General features: G+C 67.3%; 15 protein-coding genes, 1 tRNA gene and 1 riboswitch. Of the genes, 14 read left to right on the top strand and 2 right to left on the bottom strand.

Going from position 1 to position 19,837, the window contains the following annotated elements:
• Positions 1–10: 10 nt before the first annotated feature.
• Positions 11–1,012 (bottom strand): cysteine synthase A, encoded by a 1,002-nt coding sequence (locus CFB24_RS01685; RefSeq protein WP_088519478.1) that lies wholly within the window; start codon positions 1,010–1,012, stop codon positions 11–13.
• Between the two features lie 239 nt (positions 1,013–1,251).
• On the opposite strand from CFB24_RS01685, the gene gyrA reads away from it, so the two are divergent.
• From gyrA to CFB24_RS01655, 6 genes are all read left to right on the top strand, one after another.
• The gene (gene gyrA / locus CFB24_RS01680) at positions 1,252–3,987 is read left to right on the top strand and encodes a DNA gyrase subunit A (protein ID WP_244593269.1); all 2,736 of its coding nucleotides are present in this window, start codon (positions 1,252–1,254) and stop codon (positions 3,985–3,987) included.
• A 136-nt stretch (positions 3,988–4,123) separates the two neighbouring features.
• Positions 4,124–4,318, top strand: a riboswitch (cobalamin riboswitch).
• 77 nt (positions 4,319–4,395) lie between these two features.
• Positions 4,396–4,527, top strand: coding sequence for a modified peptide precursor CbpA (gene cbpA, locus CFB24_RS01675; protein ID WP_088519477.1), 132 nt, complete (start codon positions 4,396–4,398; stop codon positions 4,525–4,527).
• Positions 4,524–5,918, top strand: coding sequence for a peptide-modifying radical SAM enzyme CbpB (gene cbpB, locus CFB24_RS01670; RefSeq protein WP_206605489.1), 1,395 nt, complete (start codon positions 4,524–4,526; stop codon positions 5,916–5,918). Before cbpA ends, cbpB begins: the two co-directional genes overlap by 4 nt.
• 97 nt (positions 5,919–6,015) lie before the next feature.
• Complete coding sequence (locus tag CFB24_RS01665; protein WP_088519475.1) at positions 6,016–6,615, top strand: glutathione S-transferase family protein; 600 nt, start codon at positions 6,016–6,018, stop codon at positions 6,613–6,615.
• Positions 6,605–8,377, top strand: a complete 1,773-nt coding sequence (gene recJ, locus CFB24_RS01660) for a single-stranded-DNA-specific exonuclease RecJ (protein WP_088518829.1) — start codon at positions 6,605–6,607, stop codon at positions 8,375–8,377. The genes CFB24_RS01665 and recJ overlap by 11 nt, the downstream gene beginning before the upstream one ends.
• A gap of 92 nt (positions 8,378–8,469) precedes the next feature.
• A tRNA-Glu gene (locus CFB24_RS01655) sits at positions 8,470–8,545 on the top strand.
• A 96-nt stretch (positions 8,546–8,641) separates the two neighbouring features.
• On the opposite strand, the gene CFB24_RS01650 is transcribed toward CFB24_RS01655, so the two are convergent.
• Positions 8,642–10,315 (bottom strand): ABC1 kinase family protein, encoded by a 1,674-nt coding sequence (locus tag CFB24_RS01650; protein WP_088518828.1) that lies wholly within the window; start codon positions 10,313–10,315, stop codon positions 8,642–8,644.
• A gap of 614 nt (positions 10,316–10,929) precedes the next feature.
• Between CFB24_RS01650 and CFB24_RS01645 the strand changes: the two genes are divergently transcribed.
• The 8 genes from CFB24_RS01645 to CFB24_RS01610 all read left to right on the top strand — a co-directional run bounded on the left by CFB24_RS01645 (position 10,930) and on the right by CFB24_RS01610 (position 19,823).
• A complete protein-coding gene (locus CFB24_RS01645; protein WP_088518827.1) occupies positions 10,930–14,109 on the top strand; it encodes a hybrid sensor histidine kinase/response regulator in 3,180 nt (1,059 codons plus the stop codon).
• 105 nt (positions 14,110–14,214) lie between these two features.
• Positions 14,215–15,276 carry a protease SohB gene (gene sohB / locus CFB24_RS01640; protein ID WP_088518826.1) on the top strand — a complete coding sequence of 354 codons (1,062 nt, stop codon included), beginning with the start codon at positions 14,215–14,217 and terminating at the stop codon, positions 15,274–15,276.
• 411 nt (positions 15,277–15,687) lie between these two features.
• Entirely contained in the window at positions 15,688–16,266 is a 579-nt protein-coding gene (gene nusG, locus CFB24_RS01635; RefSeq protein ID WP_088518825.1) for a transcription termination/antitermination protein NusG, read from the top strand.
• Positions 16,267–16,451: 185 nt separating this feature from the next.
• Positions 16,452–17,762: a glucosamine inositolphosphorylceramide transferase family protein gene (locus CFB24_RS01630; protein WP_088518824.1), complete on the top strand. Its 1,311-nt coding sequence runs from the start codon at positions 16,452–16,454 to the stop codon at positions 17,760–17,762.
• Positions 17,763–17,771: 9 nt separating this feature from the next.
• Positions 17,772–18,443: a hypothetical protein gene (locus tag CFB24_RS01625; RefSeq protein WP_088518823.1), complete on the top strand. Its 672-nt coding sequence runs from the start codon at positions 17,772–17,774 to the stop codon at positions 18,441–18,443.
• Positions 18,431–18,724: a hypothetical protein gene (locus CFB24_RS01620; RefSeq protein ID WP_158255277.1), complete on the top strand. Its 294-nt coding sequence runs from the start codon at positions 18,431–18,433 to the stop codon at positions 18,722–18,724. The genes CFB24_RS01625 and CFB24_RS01620 overlap by 13 nt, the downstream gene beginning before the upstream one ends.
• A complete protein-coding gene (locus CFB24_RS01615; RefSeq protein ID WP_088518821.1) occupies positions 18,721–19,593 on the top strand; it encodes a GNAT family N-acetyltransferase in 873 nt (290 codons plus the stop codon). The genes CFB24_RS01620 and CFB24_RS01615 overlap by 4 nt, the downstream gene beginning before the upstream one ends.
• Positions 19,566–19,823: a ribose-phosphate pyrophosphokinase-like domain-containing protein gene (locus tag CFB24_RS01610; RefSeq protein ID WP_244593268.1), complete on the top strand. Its 258-nt coding sequence runs from the start codon at positions 19,566–19,568 to the stop codon at positions 19,821–19,823. Before CFB24_RS01615 ends, CFB24_RS01610 begins: the two co-directional genes overlap by 28 nt.
• Positions 19,824–19,837: the final 14 nt, after the last annotated feature.

Raw genomic sequence — 19,837 nt, 5'->3', positions numbered from 1 at the left:
CGCCGCCCTCTTACGCCAGCCAGCCCGGAACCGGCAGGCCCTTCTCGCGCAAGAACGCGGGATTATACAGTTTCGACGCATAGCGCGCCCCGCTGTCGCACAGCACGGTCACAATGGTCTTGCCCGGCCCCAGCTGCTTCGCCAGCCGGATCGCCCCGGCGATGTTGATCGCCGAGGAGCCGCCAAGCAGCAGGCCCTCCTTCGCGGCGAGATCGAACACGATCGGCAGCGCCTCCTCGTCGGGGATCTGATAGGCGAAATCCACCGGCGCCTGCGCCAGATTGGCGGTGATCCGCCCCTGGCCGATGCCTTCGGTGATCGACGAGCCCGAGGACTTCAGCTCCCCGGTCGTATAATAGGAATAAAGCGCCGCGCCCATCGGATCGGCTAGCGCGATCTTCACGTCGGGCTTGCGGCTTTTCAGCGCCCGCCCCACGCCGGCCAGCGTGCCTCCGGTCCCCGCGGCGCAGACGAATCCGTCCACCTGCCCGCCGAGCTGCTGGTAAATCTCCGGCCCGGTGGTCTCCTCGTGTCCCCGCAGATTGGCGACATTGTCGAACTGGTTGGCCCAGACCGCGCCGTTCGGCTCCCTGGCGTTCAATTGCTGCGCCAGCCGCCCGGAATATTTGACGTAATTGTCGGGGTTGGAATAGGGGACCGCCGGCACTTCGATCAGTTCGGCCCCCTGCAGCCGCAACATGCTCTTTTTCTCGTCCGACTGCGTGTCCGGAATCACGATCACCGTGCGATAGCCCAGCGCATTGGCGACCATCGCCAGCCCGATTCCCGTATTGCCCGCCGTGCCTTCGACGATGGTGCCGCCGGGTTTTAGCGCGCCGGTCGCCTCGGCGTCGCGGATGATGGCGAGGGCGGCGCGGTCCTTGACGGAGCCGCCGGGATTCATGAACTCCGCCTTGCCGTAGATGGCGCAGCCGGTGGCCTCCGACGCCGCGCGCAGTTTCACCAGCGGCGTGTTTCCGATCGCGTCCAGCGCCGATTCCGTGACTTTCATGATCAATCCCATCAACTTTTCGGGCCGAAGCTAGTCCCCGCGTCCGGCGCCTGCAAGCCGCGCGCCGGCCGTAATTTGTCGTTTTTCTTTCATCCGTTCGCGGCCGCCGCGAGAAACGCTTCGGCAAGCCGCTGAAATCGGGGCGTCTCCGCCGCAAACGCCGCCGCGGGGCAAATTGGCGTTTTCCGCGAGAATCGCATAGAAGAACGGCAAAATCAGAGAACAACCCAGAGTCGATCTTGCCCGACAACACCGATCCGCCGGTCCCGCAGCCCTCCGACATCCGCCCGGTGTCGATCACCGACGAGATGAAAAGCTCCTATCTCGCTTACGCCATGAGCGTGATCGTGAGCCGCGCGTTGCCCGACGTCCGCGACGGGCTCAAACCGGTGCATCGGCGCATCCTGCATTCCACGCAGGAAAACAACTTTTTGCCCGACCGCCCCTACGTCAAGTCGGCGCGCATCGTCGGCGAGGTCATGGGTAAGTACCATCCCCACGGCGACGCGGCGATCTACGACGCCCTGGTGCGCATGGCGCAGCCGTTCTCGATGAGTCTCGCGCTGATCGACGGTCAGGGCAATTTCGGCTCGGTGGACGGCGACCGCGCGGCGGCGATGCGCTACACCGAATCGCGCCTGGCCCGGCCTGCGATGGCGCTGATCGAGGACATCGATTCCGACACGGTCGATTTCCAGCCCAATTACGACGGCAAGGAGAGGGAGCCGTCGGTCCTGCCGGCGCGCTTCCCCAACCTGCTGGTCAATGGCGCGGGCGGCATCGCGGTGGGCATGGCCACCAACATCCCCCCGCACAATCTCGGCGAGGCCATCGACGCCTGCGTCGCCATGATCGACAATCCCGAGATCACCCTGCCGGAATTGCTCGAAATCATGCCGGGGCCGGATTTCCCCACCGGCGGCTCGATCATGGGCCGCGCCGGCATCCGCCAGGCCTACGAAACCTCGCGCGGCTCGGTTCTGATTCGCGGCGTCGCCACCATCGAATCGCTGCGCAAGGACCGTGAAGCCATCATCTTCACGGAAATCCCGTATCAGGTGAACAAGGCGACTCTGATCGAGAAGATCGCCGAACTGGTGCGCGACAAGAAGCTCGAAGGCATTTCCGACCTGCGCGACGAGTCCGACCGCGAGGGCATGCGCATCGTCATCGAGCTGAAGCGCGACGCGGTGGCCGACGTCATCCTGAATCAGCTCTACCGCTTCACTGCGCTGCAAAGCTCGTTCGGCGTCAACATGATCGCGCTGAACGGCGGCCGCCCGGAAAGCCTGACCCTGATCGACTGCCTGCGCGCCTTCATCGACTTCCGCGAGGAGGTCGTCAGCCGCCGCACCAAGTTCAAGCTCAACAAGGCGCGCGACGGCGCCCATATCCAGGTCGGCCTCGCCATCGCCGTCGCCAATATCGACGAGGTCATCCGCCTGATCCGCACCTCCGCCGACGCCGGCGAAGCCCGCGCCGCGCTGATGGAGCGGGTGTGGCCTGCGCGCGACATGGCGCCGCTGGTGGCGCTGATCGCCGACCCGCGCCACGGCCTCGACGAGGACGGCAATTGCCGCCTGTCGGAGGAGCAGGCCCGCGCCATTCTCGAGCTGCGCTTGCAGCGCCTGACCGCGCTGGGCCGCGACGAGATCGCGGAAAACCTGAACCGCCTCGCCGCCGAAATCGCCGAATATCTGGAAATCCTGCACTCGCGCGAAAAATTGTTCGGCATCGTCAAGGACGAGATGCTGGCGGTGAAGGCCGCCCACGCCATTCCGCGCCGCACGCAAATCCTCGATGTCGACGGCGACATGATGGATGAGGATCTCATCCAGCGCGAGGAGATGGTGGTGACGGTGTCGCACGCCGGCTACATCAAGCGCGTGCCGCTTTCCACCTACCGCGCGCAAAAACGCGGCGGCAAGGGCCGCTCGGGCATGCAGACCAAGGACGAGGATTTCGTCCACCGCCTGTTCGTGGCCTCGACCCACGCCCCCGTGCTGTTCTTCTCCTCGCGCGGCAAGGTGTATAAGGAAAAGGTGTGGCGGCTGCCGTTGGCGGCGCCGCAATCGCGCGGCAAGGCGCTGGTCAACATGCTGCCGCTGGAGCAGGGCGAAGCCATCACCTCGATCATGGCGCTGCCGGAGGACGAGGCGAGCTGGGAGACGCTCGACGTCATGTTCGCCACCACCTCGGGTTCGGTGCGGCGCAACAAGCTCAGCGATTTCACCAGCGTCAACCGCGCCGGCAAGATCGCCATGAAGCTGGGCGAGGGCGAGGGCATCGTCGACGTGCAGATCTGCACCGAGTCCGACGACGTGCTGCTGACCACGGCGCGCGGCCAATGCATCCGCTTCCCGGTCACGGACGTGCGCGTGTTCAAGGGCCGCGATTCCATGGGCGTGCGCGGCGTTTCGCTGGCCGATGACGATCACGTCATCGCCCTGTCGATCCTGCTGCACAGCGACGCCAGCGGCGACGAGCGCGCCGCCTTCCTGAAGATGAGCCGGACCAACGGCGACGAGGAGGCGGTCGAAACCGAGGAGGCGGCGGAGGACGCGGCGATCACGCCCGAGCGTTTCGCCGAGATGCAGCAGCGCGAGCAGCGCATCCTGACCATTTCCGCCAACGGCTTCGGCAAGCGCACCTCGTCCTACGAGTACCGGGTCACCGGGCGCGGCGGCAAGGGCATCGTCGCCATGGCGGTCAACGCCCGCAACGGCGAGCTGGTGGCCTCCATGCCGGTCGAGCCGACCGACCAGATCATGCTGGTGACCAATGGCGGCCAGCTGATCCGCTGCCCGGTCGAGGGCATCCGCATCGCCGGGCGCGGCACCCAGGGCGTGATCGTGTTCAACACCGCCGACGACGAGAAGGTGGTGTCGGTCGAGCGCATCGGCGAAGTCGAGAACGGCGACGGCGAGGGCGACATTGGCGTCGAGGGCGCGGACGCCGGCGAAACGGAGGCCTAAGGGCCGAGGCGCCGGCGGCCCCCTTTCCCCGCCGAAGCGGGGAGAGGGCAGGGGCGTTGGCCTCGGCGTCCTCAGGAAAGCTCTCGCACGACATCCGCGCCGTCCCGCCCGCCCCTTGACAGTCCGGCGCGCCGGTCCTACCGACATTTCATCCAGTATCCCGGAACGCGGTGCAAATCCGCGGCGGTCCCGCCGCTGTAATCGGGGACGAGACGGACACGGCGAAGCGCTCCGGCGCCGAGCCAGCCACTGGCGGGGTCCACCCTGCTGGGAAGGCGTCCGTTTCGGACGATCCGAGAGCCAGAAGACCTGCTGGATGTGACAAACGGGGGACGAAATCCGATGGAAAGGATTTCGGCCGGCGCTTTTGCTTGGCCGACGTTCCTCATTGCGCATCGGAGCAATGCCGTGAACACGACTTCCAACACGACACATGCCACGCCCGCCCGTCCGGCGGTAATCGCCATCCGCAAGACCTGCGACGCCGAAGGCACGGGCCTGTCGCATTACGTGCTGATGGACAAGCAGGTGAAGCGTTGAGCGCGCCTGCGCTCGTCATCGCGGAGGGCTCCGAAAGGAGCCCTCTTGCGACTCTGGAGCCGTTTGACATCGGCCACCCCAGCCACATCGCCGTGGTGAACGCGGACACCGCCTTCTGGGGCCTGGTGCGCAAGGAAAACCTCGCGGAAAGCCTCACCGGCGGGCCTTTGGTCGAAATCCTGCGCGAAAAAGGCGCGGAATTCGCCCGCGAAATGGACATGCTGCGGTTTCATCTGAAACCCTCGGCGGTCTATTTCAACGCCACCGAGCGCTGCAACCTCGACTGCGCCTATTGCTACATTCCCGGCGAAATGCGCAAGCGCGGCAAGCAGATGGACACGGCGGAAGTGCTGGACGCGCTGGAGCGGCTGCACACGTATTTCCGCGGCCATATGCCGGAAGACCGCCTGCCGCAGGTGATTTTCCACGGCGCCGAGCCGATGCTGGCGCGCGAGGCGATTTTCGCCGGCATCGACGCTTTTAAGGACAAGTTCCGCTTCGGCGTGCAGACCAACGCCACGCTGCTGGATGAAGACGCCGTCAAATTCCTCACCGAACGCGGCGTCGGCATCGGCCTGTCGCTCGACGCCCCCGCGCCCGACGTCGCCAAGCGCACGCGCAAGCGCTGGAGCGGCGAGGGCGTGTTCGACCATGTCATCCGCGCGATGAAGATGCTCGACGGCTATCCCGGCTATAACGTCATCTGCACGATGACCTCGGAGAATCTGCCGTATCTGACGGAAATGGTGGAGTTTTTCCACGAGCACCGCGTGCCCGCCTGCATGTTGAACGTCACCCGCTGCACCATGCCGGGCGCGCGCGCGGTCAATGGCGGCGAGGCCCAGGTCGCCAAGGCGTTCATCGCCGCGCTGGAGCGCACCCACGAACTCTACAAGGAAACCGGCCGCAAGATGGTGGTGGCGAATTTCGCCAACATCCTGATCGCGATCCTGGCGCCGACGGCGCGGCGGCTGATGTGCGACATCTCGCCCTGTGGCGGCGGCCGCAGCTTTTTCGCGCTGGCGCCCGGCGGCGACATGTTCCCGTGCAGCGAATTCATCGGCCTGCCGAATTTCGCCGGCGGCAATCTTTACACGGACAAGATCGCCGATGTGCTCGATAGCGAGCCGTTCCGGTTGGTGACCGGCCGCAAGGTCGAGGACATCGAGGAGTGCGCGACCTGCGCGATTCGTCATTTCTGCGGCTCGCCCTGTCCGGCCGAAGCGCATGAAATGAACGGCGGCATGGAGAAAAAGGGCGCGTTCTGCGACTTCTACAAGGAGCAGACCCGCTACGCCCTGCGCCTGATCGCCGACGGTCGCCACGAAGACTTTTTGTGGGACGGCTGGGACGAAGGCGCGCAAACCGCGTGCAGCATCGGCGCGGCCTGAGCCATTGGGGCGGCGCGGAAACGCCGCCCCTTTTTTTCCGCCGGCTTGACCTTTTTCTCGCGTGTTCGTAATTTGTTCGCGTTAGGGGGAGATGGCGATGAAACTCTATTGGGCTCCGCAAACCCGCGCCCTGCGCGTGCTCTGGCTGCTGGAGGAGATTGGCCGCCCCTACGAGCTGCACAAACTCGATTTGCGCGCTGGGGCGCACCACACCCCCGCCTTCCACGCCATCAACCCTATGGAAAAAGTGCCGGCGCTGCAGGACGGCGCCGCGACGGTCGCCGAATCCGGCGCGATCTTCGCCTATCTCGTGGAAAAATTCCCCGATTCCGGCCTCGCGCCTCCCGTCGGCGACCCGTCGCGCGGAAAATTCTGGCAATGGCTGTTCTTCGCCAGCGCCAATATCGAGGCCGCCATGACCGAAAAGGCGGCGCAGGTGAAGCTGCCGGAGACGGCGGCGGGCTGGGGCTCGGCCGCGCGGGTCTTCGCTGTCGTCGAGGAGCAGCTCGCCGCGACGCCTTATATTCTTGGCGAGACGTTTTCCGCCGCCGACGTCATGCTCGCCTCGAACCTGAATTACGTCCTAAAACTCTTGAAAATGTTCGAAACGCGCCCGGCGTTCGACGCCTATCTGGAGCGATGCCGCACGCGTCCCGCTTTCCTGCGCGCCGTCGCGCGCGATTCGCATGACGCCTGAGCGCCCTTTCCTCGGCGTCCAGTCCAGCGTCACCGGCAAGATCTGGCGCGACCGTCTCGACGAAGCCGGCCGGGCGCGGGCGCTGGCCATCGCCCAATTGTCGGGCCTGTCGGACCTGATGTCGCGCATTCTCGCCGGCCGCGACGTCGCGCCGGATGACGCGCTCGGCTTCCTCGATCCCACGCTGCGGACGCTGCTGCCCGACCCGTTCGCGCTCACCGCCATGGAGGCGGCGACCGAACGCCTCGTCTCCGCCATCCTGCGCCGCGAAACCGTGGCGATTTTCGGAGATTACGACGTGGACGGCGCCTGTTCGGCGGCGCTGCTGGCGGAATTTCTCGATTATTGCGGCACGCCGCGCCTGCTGCACATTCCAGACCGCATCACCGAGGGCTACGGCCCCAATGTCGAGGCGATTCGCGGCCTCGCCCGCCAGGGCGCCAAGCTGCTGGTCACCGTGGATTGCGGAACCACCTCCTACGAACCGTTCATCGAGGCGAAGAAGCTCGGCCTCGACGCGCTCACGCTCGACCATCATCAGGCCCCTGAAAGCCTGCCCGAGGCCGTCGTCGTCAATCCCAATCGCCAGGACGACATCTCCGGGCAGGGGGCGCTTTGTGCGGCAGGGGTGGTGTTCCTCACCCTGGTCGCGGTCAACCGCGCCCTGCGCCAGAGCGGCTACTGGCGCGAGCATCCCGAGCCCGACCTGCTGCTTGGCCTCGATCTGGTGGCGCTGGCCACGGTGGCCGACGTCGCCCCGCTCACCGGCCTCAATCGCGCCTTTGTGGTCAAGGGCCTCGCGCTGATGCGCAATCGCGCGCGTCCCGGCCTGCGCGCCCTGGCCGATGTCGCCGGCGTCAACGGCCCGCCGCGCGCGTGGCATCTCGGCTTCCAGCTCGGGCCGCGCATCAACGCGGGCGGCCGCATCGGCGACGCGGCCCTGGGCGCCAAGCTCATGCTCGAGCGCGACGATCTGCAGGCGGGCCTGATCGCCGCCGAACTCGACCGGCTCAACGGCGAGCGGCAGGTGCTGGAAAAGGCCATGGTCGAACAGGCCATGGCGCAGGCGGAGCTGACGCTGGATCCGGAGGCGGCGGCGCTGGTCGCGGGCGGCGACGACTGGCAGCCGGGCATCGTCGGCCTGGTCGCCTCGCGTCTGAAAGAGGCTTATGGCCGCCCGGCGTTTGCACTGGCGTTTTCCGGCGATCTGGCGACCGGCTCGGCGCGTTCGATTCCCGGCGTCGATCTCGGCCGCTGCGTGCGGGCGGCGGTGGAGCGCGGCCTGCTGGAGAAGGGCGGCGGCCACGCCATGGCGGCGGGCGTCACGGTCCGGCGCGACAAGCTGCCGGCGTTCCAGGCCTTTCTCGAAGAGGCGCTTGCGGCGCCGGTGGCGCAGGCGCGCAAAGGGCCGGGGCTGTCGATCGACGGGCTGCTGACGGCCGGCGCCTGCGCGCCGCGTCTGGTCGAGGAGATGGAGAAGGCGGGTCCGTTCGGCTCCGGCAATCCCGAGCCGGTTTTCGTCCTGCCCGAACATCGAATCACGGAAGTGAATCCGTTCGGCGCGGACCACCTGCGGGTGCGGGCGCAGGCGGGCGACGGCTCGAAGCTGGAGCTGGTCAGCTTCCGTTCGGCGCAAACGACGCTGGGGCAGGCGGTGGCGCAAACGCGGGGACGGGCGCATCTGGCCTGCGCTTTGTCGCTGGATCATTGGGGCGGGCGTCCCAAGGTGTCGGCGCGTCTGGTGGACATGGCGCCGGCGTGAAACAAAAATCGAAAAGAGCGGTTTGAGGGGCTTGCGCTGGAGCCGAACCGCATCTATACACGCCCTACTTCGCGCGGCAGCGCTGCGCGGAAGCGCCCATCGTCTAGCGGTCTAGGACGTCGCCCTTTCACGGCGAAAACAGGGGTTCGATTCCCCTTGGGCGCGCCAATTCGGCGCACATTCTCATCGCCTCCACCCGGCATAGCTGCGTCCGGCGCGGCATGGTCTCACGCCGATGTCTTGCGGGTCATCCGCGCGACGCCGTCACCGCCCGCGCCAGATCGACAGGATGATCCACACCCCGCCCAGCATCGCGCCCAAAAAGCCGAACATGGCGAAATAGGACACGTCCACCGGCAACCGGCCGCCGGAGGCGGTCATCGCGATCGAGGAACCCAGGATCAGCGCGGAGGTGACCAGAGCCAGCGCAAGCCGCGCCGCGCCGCGCTCGATCTTGTCGCCGACCTCGCCGAGCTTCTCGACGTCGAGACGCAGCTTCAGATTGCTGGATTGCGCCTGCTTGACCAGCTTGCGCAAATCGGCGGGCAGGCCGCTCATCACCTCGATCATGTCGCCAAGGCCCTGCCGGCTCCGCCGCGCCAGCGTTTTCGGCGAATAGCGCGCCAAAATCAGGTCTTTCAGGAACGGCTCCGCCGTCGCCATCATGTCGAAATCCGGGTCGAGCTGGCGGCCCATGCCTTCGAGCGAAATGAACGCCTTGGTCAGCAGGGCGAGATCGGACGGCAGCGCCAGATTGTGTTCGCGCAACAGCGCCACGAGATCGTTGATCAATCGCGGCAGGTTGAGCGATTTCAGCGGGACGGAATGGACGCTGTCGATCAGCGCGTCGACGTCGGTGGTGAGCGCCTCCTCGTCCACGACGTCATGCTTGGCCCATTGCAGCAGGATGTCGACGGCGCGGCCCGGGTTGCGCTCGACAAACCCTTGCAGCAGGTCGACCAGTTCGCGCCGCCGCGCTTCCGACAGCCGGCCGACCATGCCGAAATCAATGAAGGCGACGCGGTTTCCGGGCAGGAAGAACACGTTGCCCTGGTGCGGGTCGGCGTGAAAGAAACCGTCCTCGAACACCATTTTCAGCACCGCCGCGCCGCCGCGCCGGGCGAGCAGCTTGCGGTCGAGCCCGCTGGCTTCGACGGAAGCGAGATCGCGGCCGGGAATGCCGTCGATGAATTGCTGGACGTTGAGCCGCTCCGAGGTCCAGCGCCAATAGACCTTGGGCACGACGATGGTGGGGTCGTCGGCGAAATTTTCGGCGACGCGCTCGGCGTTGCGACATTCGGCGGCGAGGTCGAGTTCGCGGCGCATGGTGCGCGAAAACTGCGCGGCGATTTCGATGGGACGGTAACGGCGGACTTCGTCGATGCGCGACTCCGCGATTTCGGCGAGGCGCTTCAGCAGGCGCAGGTCGGCCTCCACCACCTTCCGCACGCCGGGGCGCCTGATCTTCAGCACCACGCGCGCGCCGGTTTTCAGCCGCGCCAGATGCACCTGCGACAGCGACGCGGCGCCGACCGGCGTGGGATCGACCTCGGCGAACAGCTCTTCAAGCGGCGCGCCCAAATCCTGTTCGAGCACGGCTTTTAACGTGTCGAACGGCAGCGGCGGCGCCCGGTCCTGCAGCTTGCAGAATTCGTCGATATAGTCCTGCGGCAGCAGGTCGATGCGCGTCGCCAGGATTTGCCCGAGCTTGACGAAGCTCGGTCCCATGTCCTCCAGCAGGCGGCGGATGCGCTGCGGCGGCTCCAGCCGCGCCAGTTCCTCCGGCTCGGCCCAGTGCAGCAGGCGGCCCGCGTTCTCCAGCGCCCGCCCCAGCCCGAGGCGCCGTGCGAGATCGCCGAACCCGTAGCGGATCAGCAGCGAGGTGAGGTCCTGCACCCGTCCGAGGTCTTGCGCCGCGCCGAGAACATCGAGAAGCATCAGGCCTCCGCAGCGCCGGCTTGACGGTTGGAAAGAGCAGCCATGCGTCCCCGCGACAGCGCCCGCGCGCGATCGGGAGATCGCCGGACATGGACGCGTTTTAGTCGATGGGGCGCCCCGTCGCAACCAGGTAGGGGGAGGTCGCCGGCGCTTGGGCGGCTCTCATATGTAAAGCTCAAGGTTTCACGCCGGGAAACGGCGCAAAGGCGCCCTCGACAGGCGTCATCGGCAGGGGCGGCGCGGCGAAAACAGGCGAAAATGCGTGGAGGACGGCCAGATTTCCCGGTTTGCGACGGCGGATTGGGCGGCCCGGTCCGCAACGGCCGCCTCGTTCAGGGCGCCCTCCCCAGAGTTTTCTCCCCATTCTCTCCCTTTATCGACATTAATTTGAGCATAAAACTTGCCTTTCCCGTCAAGACTGTGCGACGAGACGGCGCAATCGTAAGCGTGTCTTGACTTTCAGACGTCTTGAGCGTCGCCGGGCCTCGCTTTACTTTGCGGAGCTTTTTCAAAGCGATGCTTGTGGTGTTTTCAACTCTCGACCTTGAACCGCGCCCCGCCCGGGAGGCTGTCGCCGCCCTGGCCCGGGTTGGTTTGAAACCAGGAATGTCCAGATGAGTCTGAGCGAAACGGCGCCGTCCCTTCAGCCGAGCCCCTGTTTCGAGCCGGAGATCGGCCCGCGTCGCTACGACATGGCGGTCGCCCTCGTCCTCGCCGCCGCCGTGCTGCGACTGATTCTGTCCGCCCTGGGGATGCCCTTCGTCTTCGTGACCTTCTACCCCGCCGTCATGCTGGCGGCGCTGTCCGGCGGCATGCTTGCGGGACTGCTGGCGACCATTCTATCGGTGGCCATCGCCGGCGCTTTCTGGATCGAGCCGGTCGGGGCGCTGATCGCGCCGCCGCCGTTCAACGGGCTGGGGGTGGCGATCTTCGTCGTCAACGGCTTTCTCGTGTCCTGGGGCGCCGAAAAAGTTCAGCAGTCGCAACTGAAGCGGCGGCGCGTCGAGGACGTCCGGCGCGTCGAGCTTGAACGGCTGGTCGCGGAACGCACGCTTGAACTGTCGAAGCAAATTGTCGAACGCGAGGCCGCCGAAGCGCGGATGCAGCTCGCTCTGGAAGCCACCGAATCCGGGATCTGGGAATGGACCCTCGCGACTGGCCGCAACGTCTGGTCGGACAACGTCTGGGGCCTGTTCGATCTCGAAGCGACGGGCCGAGAGGCGTCCTATGAGCTGTGGGAGCAATCGGTCCATCCCGACGACCGCGCGCGGGTCGCGCAATTGATCGGCGCCGAGGCGGCGGCGGGCCGGGAGTTCGAGACGTCGTGGCGGGTCAACACGCCCGCCGGCGCGCCGGAACGCTGGCTGCTGTCGCGCGGGCGCCCGCTGATGGGCGCCGGCGGCAAGCCGGAACGCTATATCGGCATCGTCCTCGACATCACCGAGCGCAAGCGGGCGGTCGACGTCGCCGAACGCAAGCGGGCGGAGGCGGCGCTGCGCGAGAGCGAGGAACGGTTCCAGGCGTTATTCGAAACCATGCCGGACGGGTGCGCCTATGGCCGGATGGTTTATGACGAAACCGGCCAACCCGTCGATTTCATTCCGCTCGCCGCCAACTCCGCCTTCGACCGGCAGAGCGGCGTGGACAGCGTCGTCGGCAAACGCGTGACGCAAGCGCTGCCGCAAATGCGCGAGGCCTTGCCGAGGCTGATCGAAACCTTCGGCCGGGTCGCGCGGAGCGGGCGGCCGGAGCGGTTCACCATCGAGTTCAAGCCGACCGCGCGTTGGCTCAATATCTCCGTTTGCTGCCCCGGCCCCGATCATTTCGTGGCGATCTTCGACGACATCACCGAGCGCAAGCAGGCGGAAGACGCCTTGCAGTCGAGCGAAAAACGGCTGAAGGCGTTCCTCGACAACAGCGCCCTGGTCGCCTGGCTCAAGGACGAAAACGGCCGTTACGTCTTCATGAGCGAAAATTTTCGACGGCATGCCGGGCTGCGGCTGGAAGACGCCCTCGACAAGACCGATTTCGACCTGTTCCCGCCCGCCGTCGCCGAAGCCTGCAAGGCAAGCGATCTTGCGGCCCTCGCGGCGGAAGCGCCGATCGAATCGCTCGAAGCCATGCCGAAAGCCGACGGCAGCCTCGGCTGGTGGCTCAACAACAAATTCACCTATCTGGATTCGTCGGGGCGGCGCTATGTCGGCGGCCTCGGCGTGGACATCGCCGCGCGCGTCGAGGCCGAAGCGGCGCTGCGCAAGAGCGAACAGCGGTTGCAGCGTTTCTATAATTCGGGGCTGCTGGGTCTGTTCTACTGGAACAGGAACGGCCTGGTCGTCGACGCCAACGACAAGTTCCTGGAGATGACCGGTTACCAGCGCGGCGATCTGGCGGCCGGACGGATCGATTGGCGGCGCATGGTTCCGCCGGAGTTCGAAAACCTCAACGAGCAGTCCTATGCGGAACTTATGGCGCTCGGCGCCAATTCCGCGCCGTTCGAACAGGAATATGTCCGCAAGGACGGCTCGCGTCTTCCCGTCCTGATCGCCGCCGCCATGCTCGACGAGTCGCGATACGACGGCGTGTCCTTCGTCGTCGACATCACCGAGCGCAGGCAGGCCCAGGAGGCGCTGGTTCTCGCCAAGGCCGAAGCCGAGCGCGCCAATATCGCCAAGTCGAAATTCCTCGCCGCCGCCAGCCATGACTTGCGTCAGCCGCTGCAATCGCTCACGGCGTTGCTGCGCGTCATCGAGGTGCAGATCGCCAACCGGCAGGCCCCCAACCGCGCCATGGAGAAGGCGCAGGACGCCGTGAACAGCCTGAACGGCCTGTTGCGGGGGATTCTCGACATCGCCCGGCTCGACGCCGGCGTCGTCGAACCCGTCAAGACCAGCGTCGATCTGCGTGAAATGCTGACGCGGCTGGCGGACGAGTACGGCGCCCGCGCGGCGGAAACCGGCCTCGCGCTGCGCTTTGCGCCCCGCGCCCTGCGCATCCACACCGACCCCACTTTGTTGGAGCGGATCGTTCGCAACCTGATCGAGAATGCGCTGCGCTACACCCGCTCCGGCGGCGTTCTCATTGGCCTGCGCCGCCGCGGCGCCCATGTCCGGCTTGACGTCATCGACACCGGCGTCGGAATTCCCGCCGACAAGCAAGGCGAGATTTTCCAGGAATTCCATCAGCTCAACAATCCCGGGCGCGACGCCAGCCGGGGCCTGGGCCTGGGCCTCGCCATCGTCGCGCGCCTCGCCAGGCTGCTCGACGTGGAGGTGGCCGTCAGCTCGCGCCTCGGGCGCGGCACGCGCTTTTCGCTTTTGCTGCCGCTGGAGCGGACCACGCCGGCCGCCGTCGAAGCCCGGCGGGCTGTCGTCGGTCCGGGCGGCCGCATTCTCGTCATCGACGACGACGAGGCGGTGCGCGAGGCGCATGAAATCTTGCTGCAATGTATGGGCTACGAGGTCCGCAGCGCCGACACCGGCGAAAGGGCGCTGGCGCTGGCCGAACGGGAACAGTGGAGATTCGACGCCATTCTCGCCGATTACCGGCTTGGCGCCGGCTTGACCGGCACGGAGACCGCGACGGAAATCTCCCGCCGCGCCGGCTTCGCCATTCCCACCGTGATTCTGACCGGCGACACGGCGGTCGAGCCGATTCTGGAGGTCGCCGCCACCGACTTCGTCATGCTGCACAAGCCGGCCGATCCCGACGAACTGCTGGAAATCCTGGCGTCGTTGTCCTCGGGCCAAGCCCGCTCGGGACACAGGGCGCGAAGCCCATGCCGCGCTCTGTCGTGAACCGCCGGCGCGGCGCGATCAAGCGGGCGAAGACGGCGGCGGCTTGCCTTCTCGCCGCCGCCGTGGAATGACGCCACGCAAGCTATTGCGCGCAGGAGCCATTGCATGACCTTCTGGTTGGACATCGCGGCCTTCGCCTTGAAGGCCCTTCTCATCGTCGCGGCGTTCGGCGCCGTCGTCGGCCTCGTCGCCTCGCTGAAGCGCCGCGATTCCGCGCGCGATTGCGAGATCGAGGTCCGCTCGCTCAACGCGCGCTACGATCGGATGCGCGACGATCTCGACGAGGAAATCCTCGACAAGAAGGAGCGAAAAGCCCTCGCCAAAGCCCGCAAGCGCGAGGCCAACGCCCGCAAGCGCGCGGCGTCCGGCGCGGAAAACGCCGACAAGAAGCGCATCTTCGTTCTGGCCTTCAAGGGCGACCCGATGGCGACCTCGGTCGAGCGCCTCTCGCAGGAAATCGACGCCGTGCTCACCGTCGCCCGGCCGGAGACCGACGAAGTCGTGCTGCGCCTCAACAGCCCCGGCGGCACGGTCACCGGCTACGGCCTCGCCGCCGCCGAAATCGGCCGGTTCCGCGCGCGCAAAATCAAGGTCACCGTCTGCGTCGATCAGGTGGCGGCGAGCGGCGGCTACATGATGGCTTGCGCCGGCGACAGGATCGTCGCGGCGCCGTTCGCGCTGGTCGGCTCCATCGGCGTGGTGGCGCAGACGCCCAATCTCCACCGCTTTCTCAAGAAAAACGACATCGACTACGAGGAGCTGACGGCGGGCGAATTCAAGCGCTCCATTTCGGTGTTCGGCGAGATCACGCCGGCTGGCCGCGAGCACGCCATCGGCAAGATCGACGACATCCACGCGGCCTTCAAGGCTTTCGTCGCGTCGCGCCGGCCGGGCGTCGATCTGGCCAAGGTCGCCAATGGCGACGTGTGGCTGGGCGGCGAGGCCGTGGGCCTCGGCCTGGTGGACGCGCTCGCCACCGGCGACGAATGGCTGTTCGGTTTGAAGGACGAAGCGCGCCTGTTCGAGGTGACGATCGCCGCGCGCAAGACGCTGCTGCAACAGGCGCTCGGCCGGCTCGGTTTCGACGAGGCCTCGGCGCTGGCCCCGCAGGGGGCGGCGATCGCCGGCGCGCTGGCCCAGGCTTTCGGCGCGGCGCGGCGCGGCTGACCGCGCGAATCCCGAATCGGGGCGGCCCGTGCTCCGCCCCGAATGTTGCGCCGCACACATTTCATCTGCCGAAGACTTGCCAAGCTTATGCGGCGGGCCGCGCGCCCGTCTCCAGGCCGCTTGCGTAGTCATGCGGAGGCGCGCCGCAGCGTCCGCGCCAAAAATGCGAGTGTTTCCGATCCGGTTTCCGTGGAATGACGCTGCGCCCGCGCGCAAGCTGCTCGGGAGGTCGGAGAATAATGTAAATTAAATTAGCCGATTCTTGACAATTTATTCCCCGCTATTTAAATTGATGGAAATTAAATACTGAACCGGTGGCTTTGGTCACCAGGACTGCGGCAGCTTACGCGCTTTATTTGCGTCGGGCCGCCAAGGCCAAATTCCCCGTCACCGCAGCGCAAGAGCCACTGGATGACGAAACCTTCCGATTTAATTCAGTTTCGCAACGCATCCACCGCGCCGCTTTGCGACTGTCCCGATCCGCTTGCGGCCGACCGCGCCGACCGCTGGCATGTGGTCTATACGCAGGCCCATGCCGAGGCGATGGCGCGCCGCCATCTGCAAGAGCAAGGCTTCAAGGCCTTTCTGCCGCGCTTCGTCAAAAACGTGCGGCACGCGCGTCAGGTCCGCAAAGTGTATGCGCCGCTGTTCCCGCGCTATCTGTTCGTCGCCTTCGACCCCGGCTTCCGCCCGTGGCGCGCCATCAATTGCACGCGCGGCGTGACCTGCCTGTTGACGCAGGATGGCGCGCCCGCCGCGATCGCCTCCGACATCGTCGATGCGCTGCTGGCGCGCAGCGGCCCCGACGAGATCGTGCGCTTTTTCGATCTGCGCCCCGGCCAGCAGGTGCGCGTGCTCACCGGCCCCTTCGCCGAACAGGTCGCCGTGCTCGAACGCCTGTCGAGCCACGAGCGGGTGCGGGTGTTGCTGGACATGGCGCACCGGAAAATCCCGCTCGATCTGGTGCAGGACGCCGTCTCGCCCCTCTGACGACACGCCCGGAACCGCCATCGTCCGCGCGCTTTTTGCGCGCGGCCGTCACGGAGCTCGCCCATGACAATCCAATCCATCGACAGCTCGCGCCTCGTCGTCGAACCGTCGCTGCGCGCCTGGGACGGCCCCGATCGGTCGTCGAGCGAGCGGACGGCGCGGGTCTCGCGCCCGAGCCAGCTGTTTTGGGCATTCGCGGCGTCCCCGCCACCCATGGCGGTTTCGAGACCTATGACGGCGCGTTCGGCGAGGCGGCGGCGCTCGACGCGCTGCTCGGCGAAGCGTCGCCCGCGATCGAGATCATCGACGTCGCCGCCAACCGCCTGATCGCGTCGGCGCGCGTCGGCTGCGACATGGCGGGATCGCTGCGCGCCGCGTTGGAAAACGTGCTCTCCCAAACCGGCGCGCTGATCGCGGCGGCGGTCGCGGGGCGGGGATCGTCGTCGGCGCTGGAGCGCGCTGCGGTCCCGCGCGCCGGCTGCCTGCGGGTCGCCCGCTTCGTTTCGGCCGAGCTGGCGCGCGGCCTGCGCCGCCGCCTCTACCACATCACCCATTACGCGCCGCATTGGCGCGTCGGCTGGCGGGTGGCGGACGGCCCCGACGTCATCGACCTGCGCGCCCATCCCGCGACGGGTTGGACCGACCTGCCGGACGACGGCTTCCATTTCTGCGCCGACCCGTTTCCGTTCATCTGGCGCGGCCGCGCCTTTCTGTTCGTCGAGGATTACGACCACCGCGTCGGGCGCGGCGTGATCTCGGTCGCGGAATTCGACAGGTCCGGGCCGAGATCGGCGCCGCAGCCGGTCCTGAGCGCCGCCACGCATCTGTCCTATCCCTTCGTGTTCGAGCATGAGGGCGAGGTCTGGATGGTTCCCGAATCCGGCGCCGCGCGCTGCATCGACCTGTTTCGCGCCGAAAACTTCCCCTTTGGATGGCGCTGCGAGGCCCGGCTGGTCGCCGATGTGGTGGCGAGCGACGCCACGCTGTTCCGGCGCGGCGATCTCTGGTGGATGATGGCGACCGTGCGCGCCGACGGCGGGTCGTTTTCCGACTCGCTGCATCTGTGGTCGGCGCCGAGGCCGCAGGGGCCGTGGACGCCGCATCGGCGCAATCCGGTGCTGATCGACGCCGGCGCCGCGCGCCCGGCGGGCCGAATGGTCGAGCGCGGCGGGCGGCTGATCCGGCCGGTGCAGGATTGCCGCGCCGGCTATGGCGCGGCGCTCGCTCTCGCGGTCGTCACGCGGCTGGACGCGCAAGGCTTCGAGCAGCGGGTCGAGACGATCCTGCGCCCCGGCCCGCTGTGGCCCGGCCGGCGGCTGCACACGCTCAATCGCGCCGGCTGGCTGGAATGCGTCGACGGCTCCGCGCATTCGCTCAAGGCGGCGGCGCTCTGGCGCGGCGCGCGCGCCCGACGGGGCGGAGGCGGCGCAAGCCTCCGCCTGGATTTCGCGCGGCGCGGACCCGTCCGGTCGGCGGCGCGGCCCTTGAGAGAGTGAGGCGCTCCCATGAAAGCTGGAGACTGGGTCGAGGTGCGGCCCCTGCACGAAATCCTTGCGACGCTCGACAGCCGGGCCAGTCTGGAGGCCTTGCCCTTCATGCCGGAAATGGTCCGGTATTGCGGGACGCGCTTCACCGTCTGGAAGTCGGCGCACAAGACCTGCGATCCCACCGGCGCCACGGACATGCGCCGCATGAAGGACGCCGTGCATGGCGAAATGCGCTGTAGCGGCGAGGCGCATGGCGGCTGCGAAGCGCGCTGCCTGATCTTCTGGAAGGAGGCCTGGCTGAAGCCCGCCGGGCTTGACGCGGGGGCCGCCCGCGCCGAGGCCGGCGCGATCGGGCTGCTGATGGAGGGCGCCCGCGCCCCGGCCTTCCCGGACGGCTCGCCGCGCTTCCGTTGCCAATCGACCGAGATCGCGCCGGCGACGACGCCGCTGTCGCCGACGCGGCTCAATCAATATCTGGACGACATCGCCACCGGCAACGCCAGCGCCGCTCAGGTCGGCGCCCGCGTCTCCGTCGCCGCCCTGACCGGAATGCTCAAGCGCCTCTCGCCCCGCGGCGATGCCCCGCCGCGGCCGAGCCGGCGCCGGCTCCGGCCAGCTATGAACCGCTCGGCTTGCAGCCCGGCGAACTGGTGGAGGTGCGGCCCGCCGAGGACATCATGCGGACGCTGAACCGCGACTGGAAAAATCGCGGTCTGGTGTTCGAGCGCGAAATGCTGAAATATTGCGGCGGCCAGTTTCGCGTGCTCGGCCGCGTTCGCCGGCAAATCGACGAAAACACCGGGCGCATGCTGACGTTCCGCAATGGATGCGTCATTCTCGACGGGCTCTACTGCACGGGACTCGGCAAAAGGTCGCGGCTGTTTTGCCCCCGCGCGCCCTATTATTACTGGCGCGAAGACTGGTTGCGACGCGCCGACCCTGACGCTTGCCTTCGGCGGGTGAACGCGTGAGCGCGCCCTCGGTTCCGCTGGACGGCCTTGCGTCGCAGGCCATCCGGCCCGCCGATCCCTCGCCGTTCGTGGTGCAGGCCACCCGCGATTTCGCCATCGCGGCCCCGGTCTGGTCCGAGCTCGATCCCGCCGGCTCGGCGTTCCAGACGCAGGAGTGGATCAAGCCCTGGTTCATGACGCTGGGCGTCCCGAGCGGCGCCGAACCTTTGTTCGTGACGGCGCGCGCCCGCGCCACCGGGCGGCCGGTGGCGTTTTTCGTCCTGTGTGTGCGGCGGCGCTGGGGCGTGCGGATCGCCGAATTTCCCGATTTTGGCGTCAGCGACTACAACATGCCGATCTGCGCGCCCGATCTCGCCGTGACCGACGCGGAGCTGGCGGCGCTGTGGGTTGGCGTGCGCGACGCGGTCCCCGGCGTGGATGTGTTCTGGTTCGACAAAATGCCGGAGGCGCTGTACGGCCGGCCGGTTCCGTTCGCCCGTCTCGGCTGGATGGCGCCGATCGACCTGCGCTGCTGGACCCTCGAATTGCCGGCCAGCCGCGCGCTCTACGACTCCCAGTCGCTCAAGGCCAAGGACCGCAAGGAGCACAAGCGCAAGCGGCGCAATCTCGTCGAACGGCTCGGCGAATTGCAACTGGTCGAGGCGGCGACGCGCGAGCAGGCGCAGGCGTTCTATCGCGCGCTCAAGGCGATGCGCGCCGAACGGTTCCGACGGCAGGGTCGGCGCGACCTGCTCCGCATCCGGCGCTTCGCGCGGTTCTACGAGACTTTGGTCCTGACGGGATGGCCGGGGCGCGGGGCCGCGACGTCTATGTCTTCCTCGATCCGAACGCGGGCGCCGACATGCGCGATAGCCTGGCCTGGCTGGTGATCTTCACGGGCGCGCTAAAAATGTCGTCGGCGCGCCGGATCGTGGTCATCGCCCCCTGTCTGCGCCGCGCCGGCGAGGCGGGGGAAGAGGCGAGGGACGACGTCTCCCCGGCCCATGTCGCGCGGCTGCTGCGGGCGGTCGGCTGCGATCGCGTCGTCATCGAGGCGGACGACGCGGCCCATTCCGGCGCCCCGCCCGGCCGCCGTCCTCGCGCGGCCCAACAACGTTAATACGCGCAAGAGCC

The organism is Rhodoblastus acidophilus, assembly GCF_900187365.1.
Taxonomy (GTDB): domain Bacteria; phylum Pseudomonadota; class Alphaproteobacteria; order Rhizobiales; family Beijerinckiaceae; genus Rhodoblastus; species Rhodoblastus acidophilus.
The sequence above is the reverse complement of the archived record's forward strand: the minus strand, read 5'-3'. Positions and strand labels throughout refer to the sequence as shown.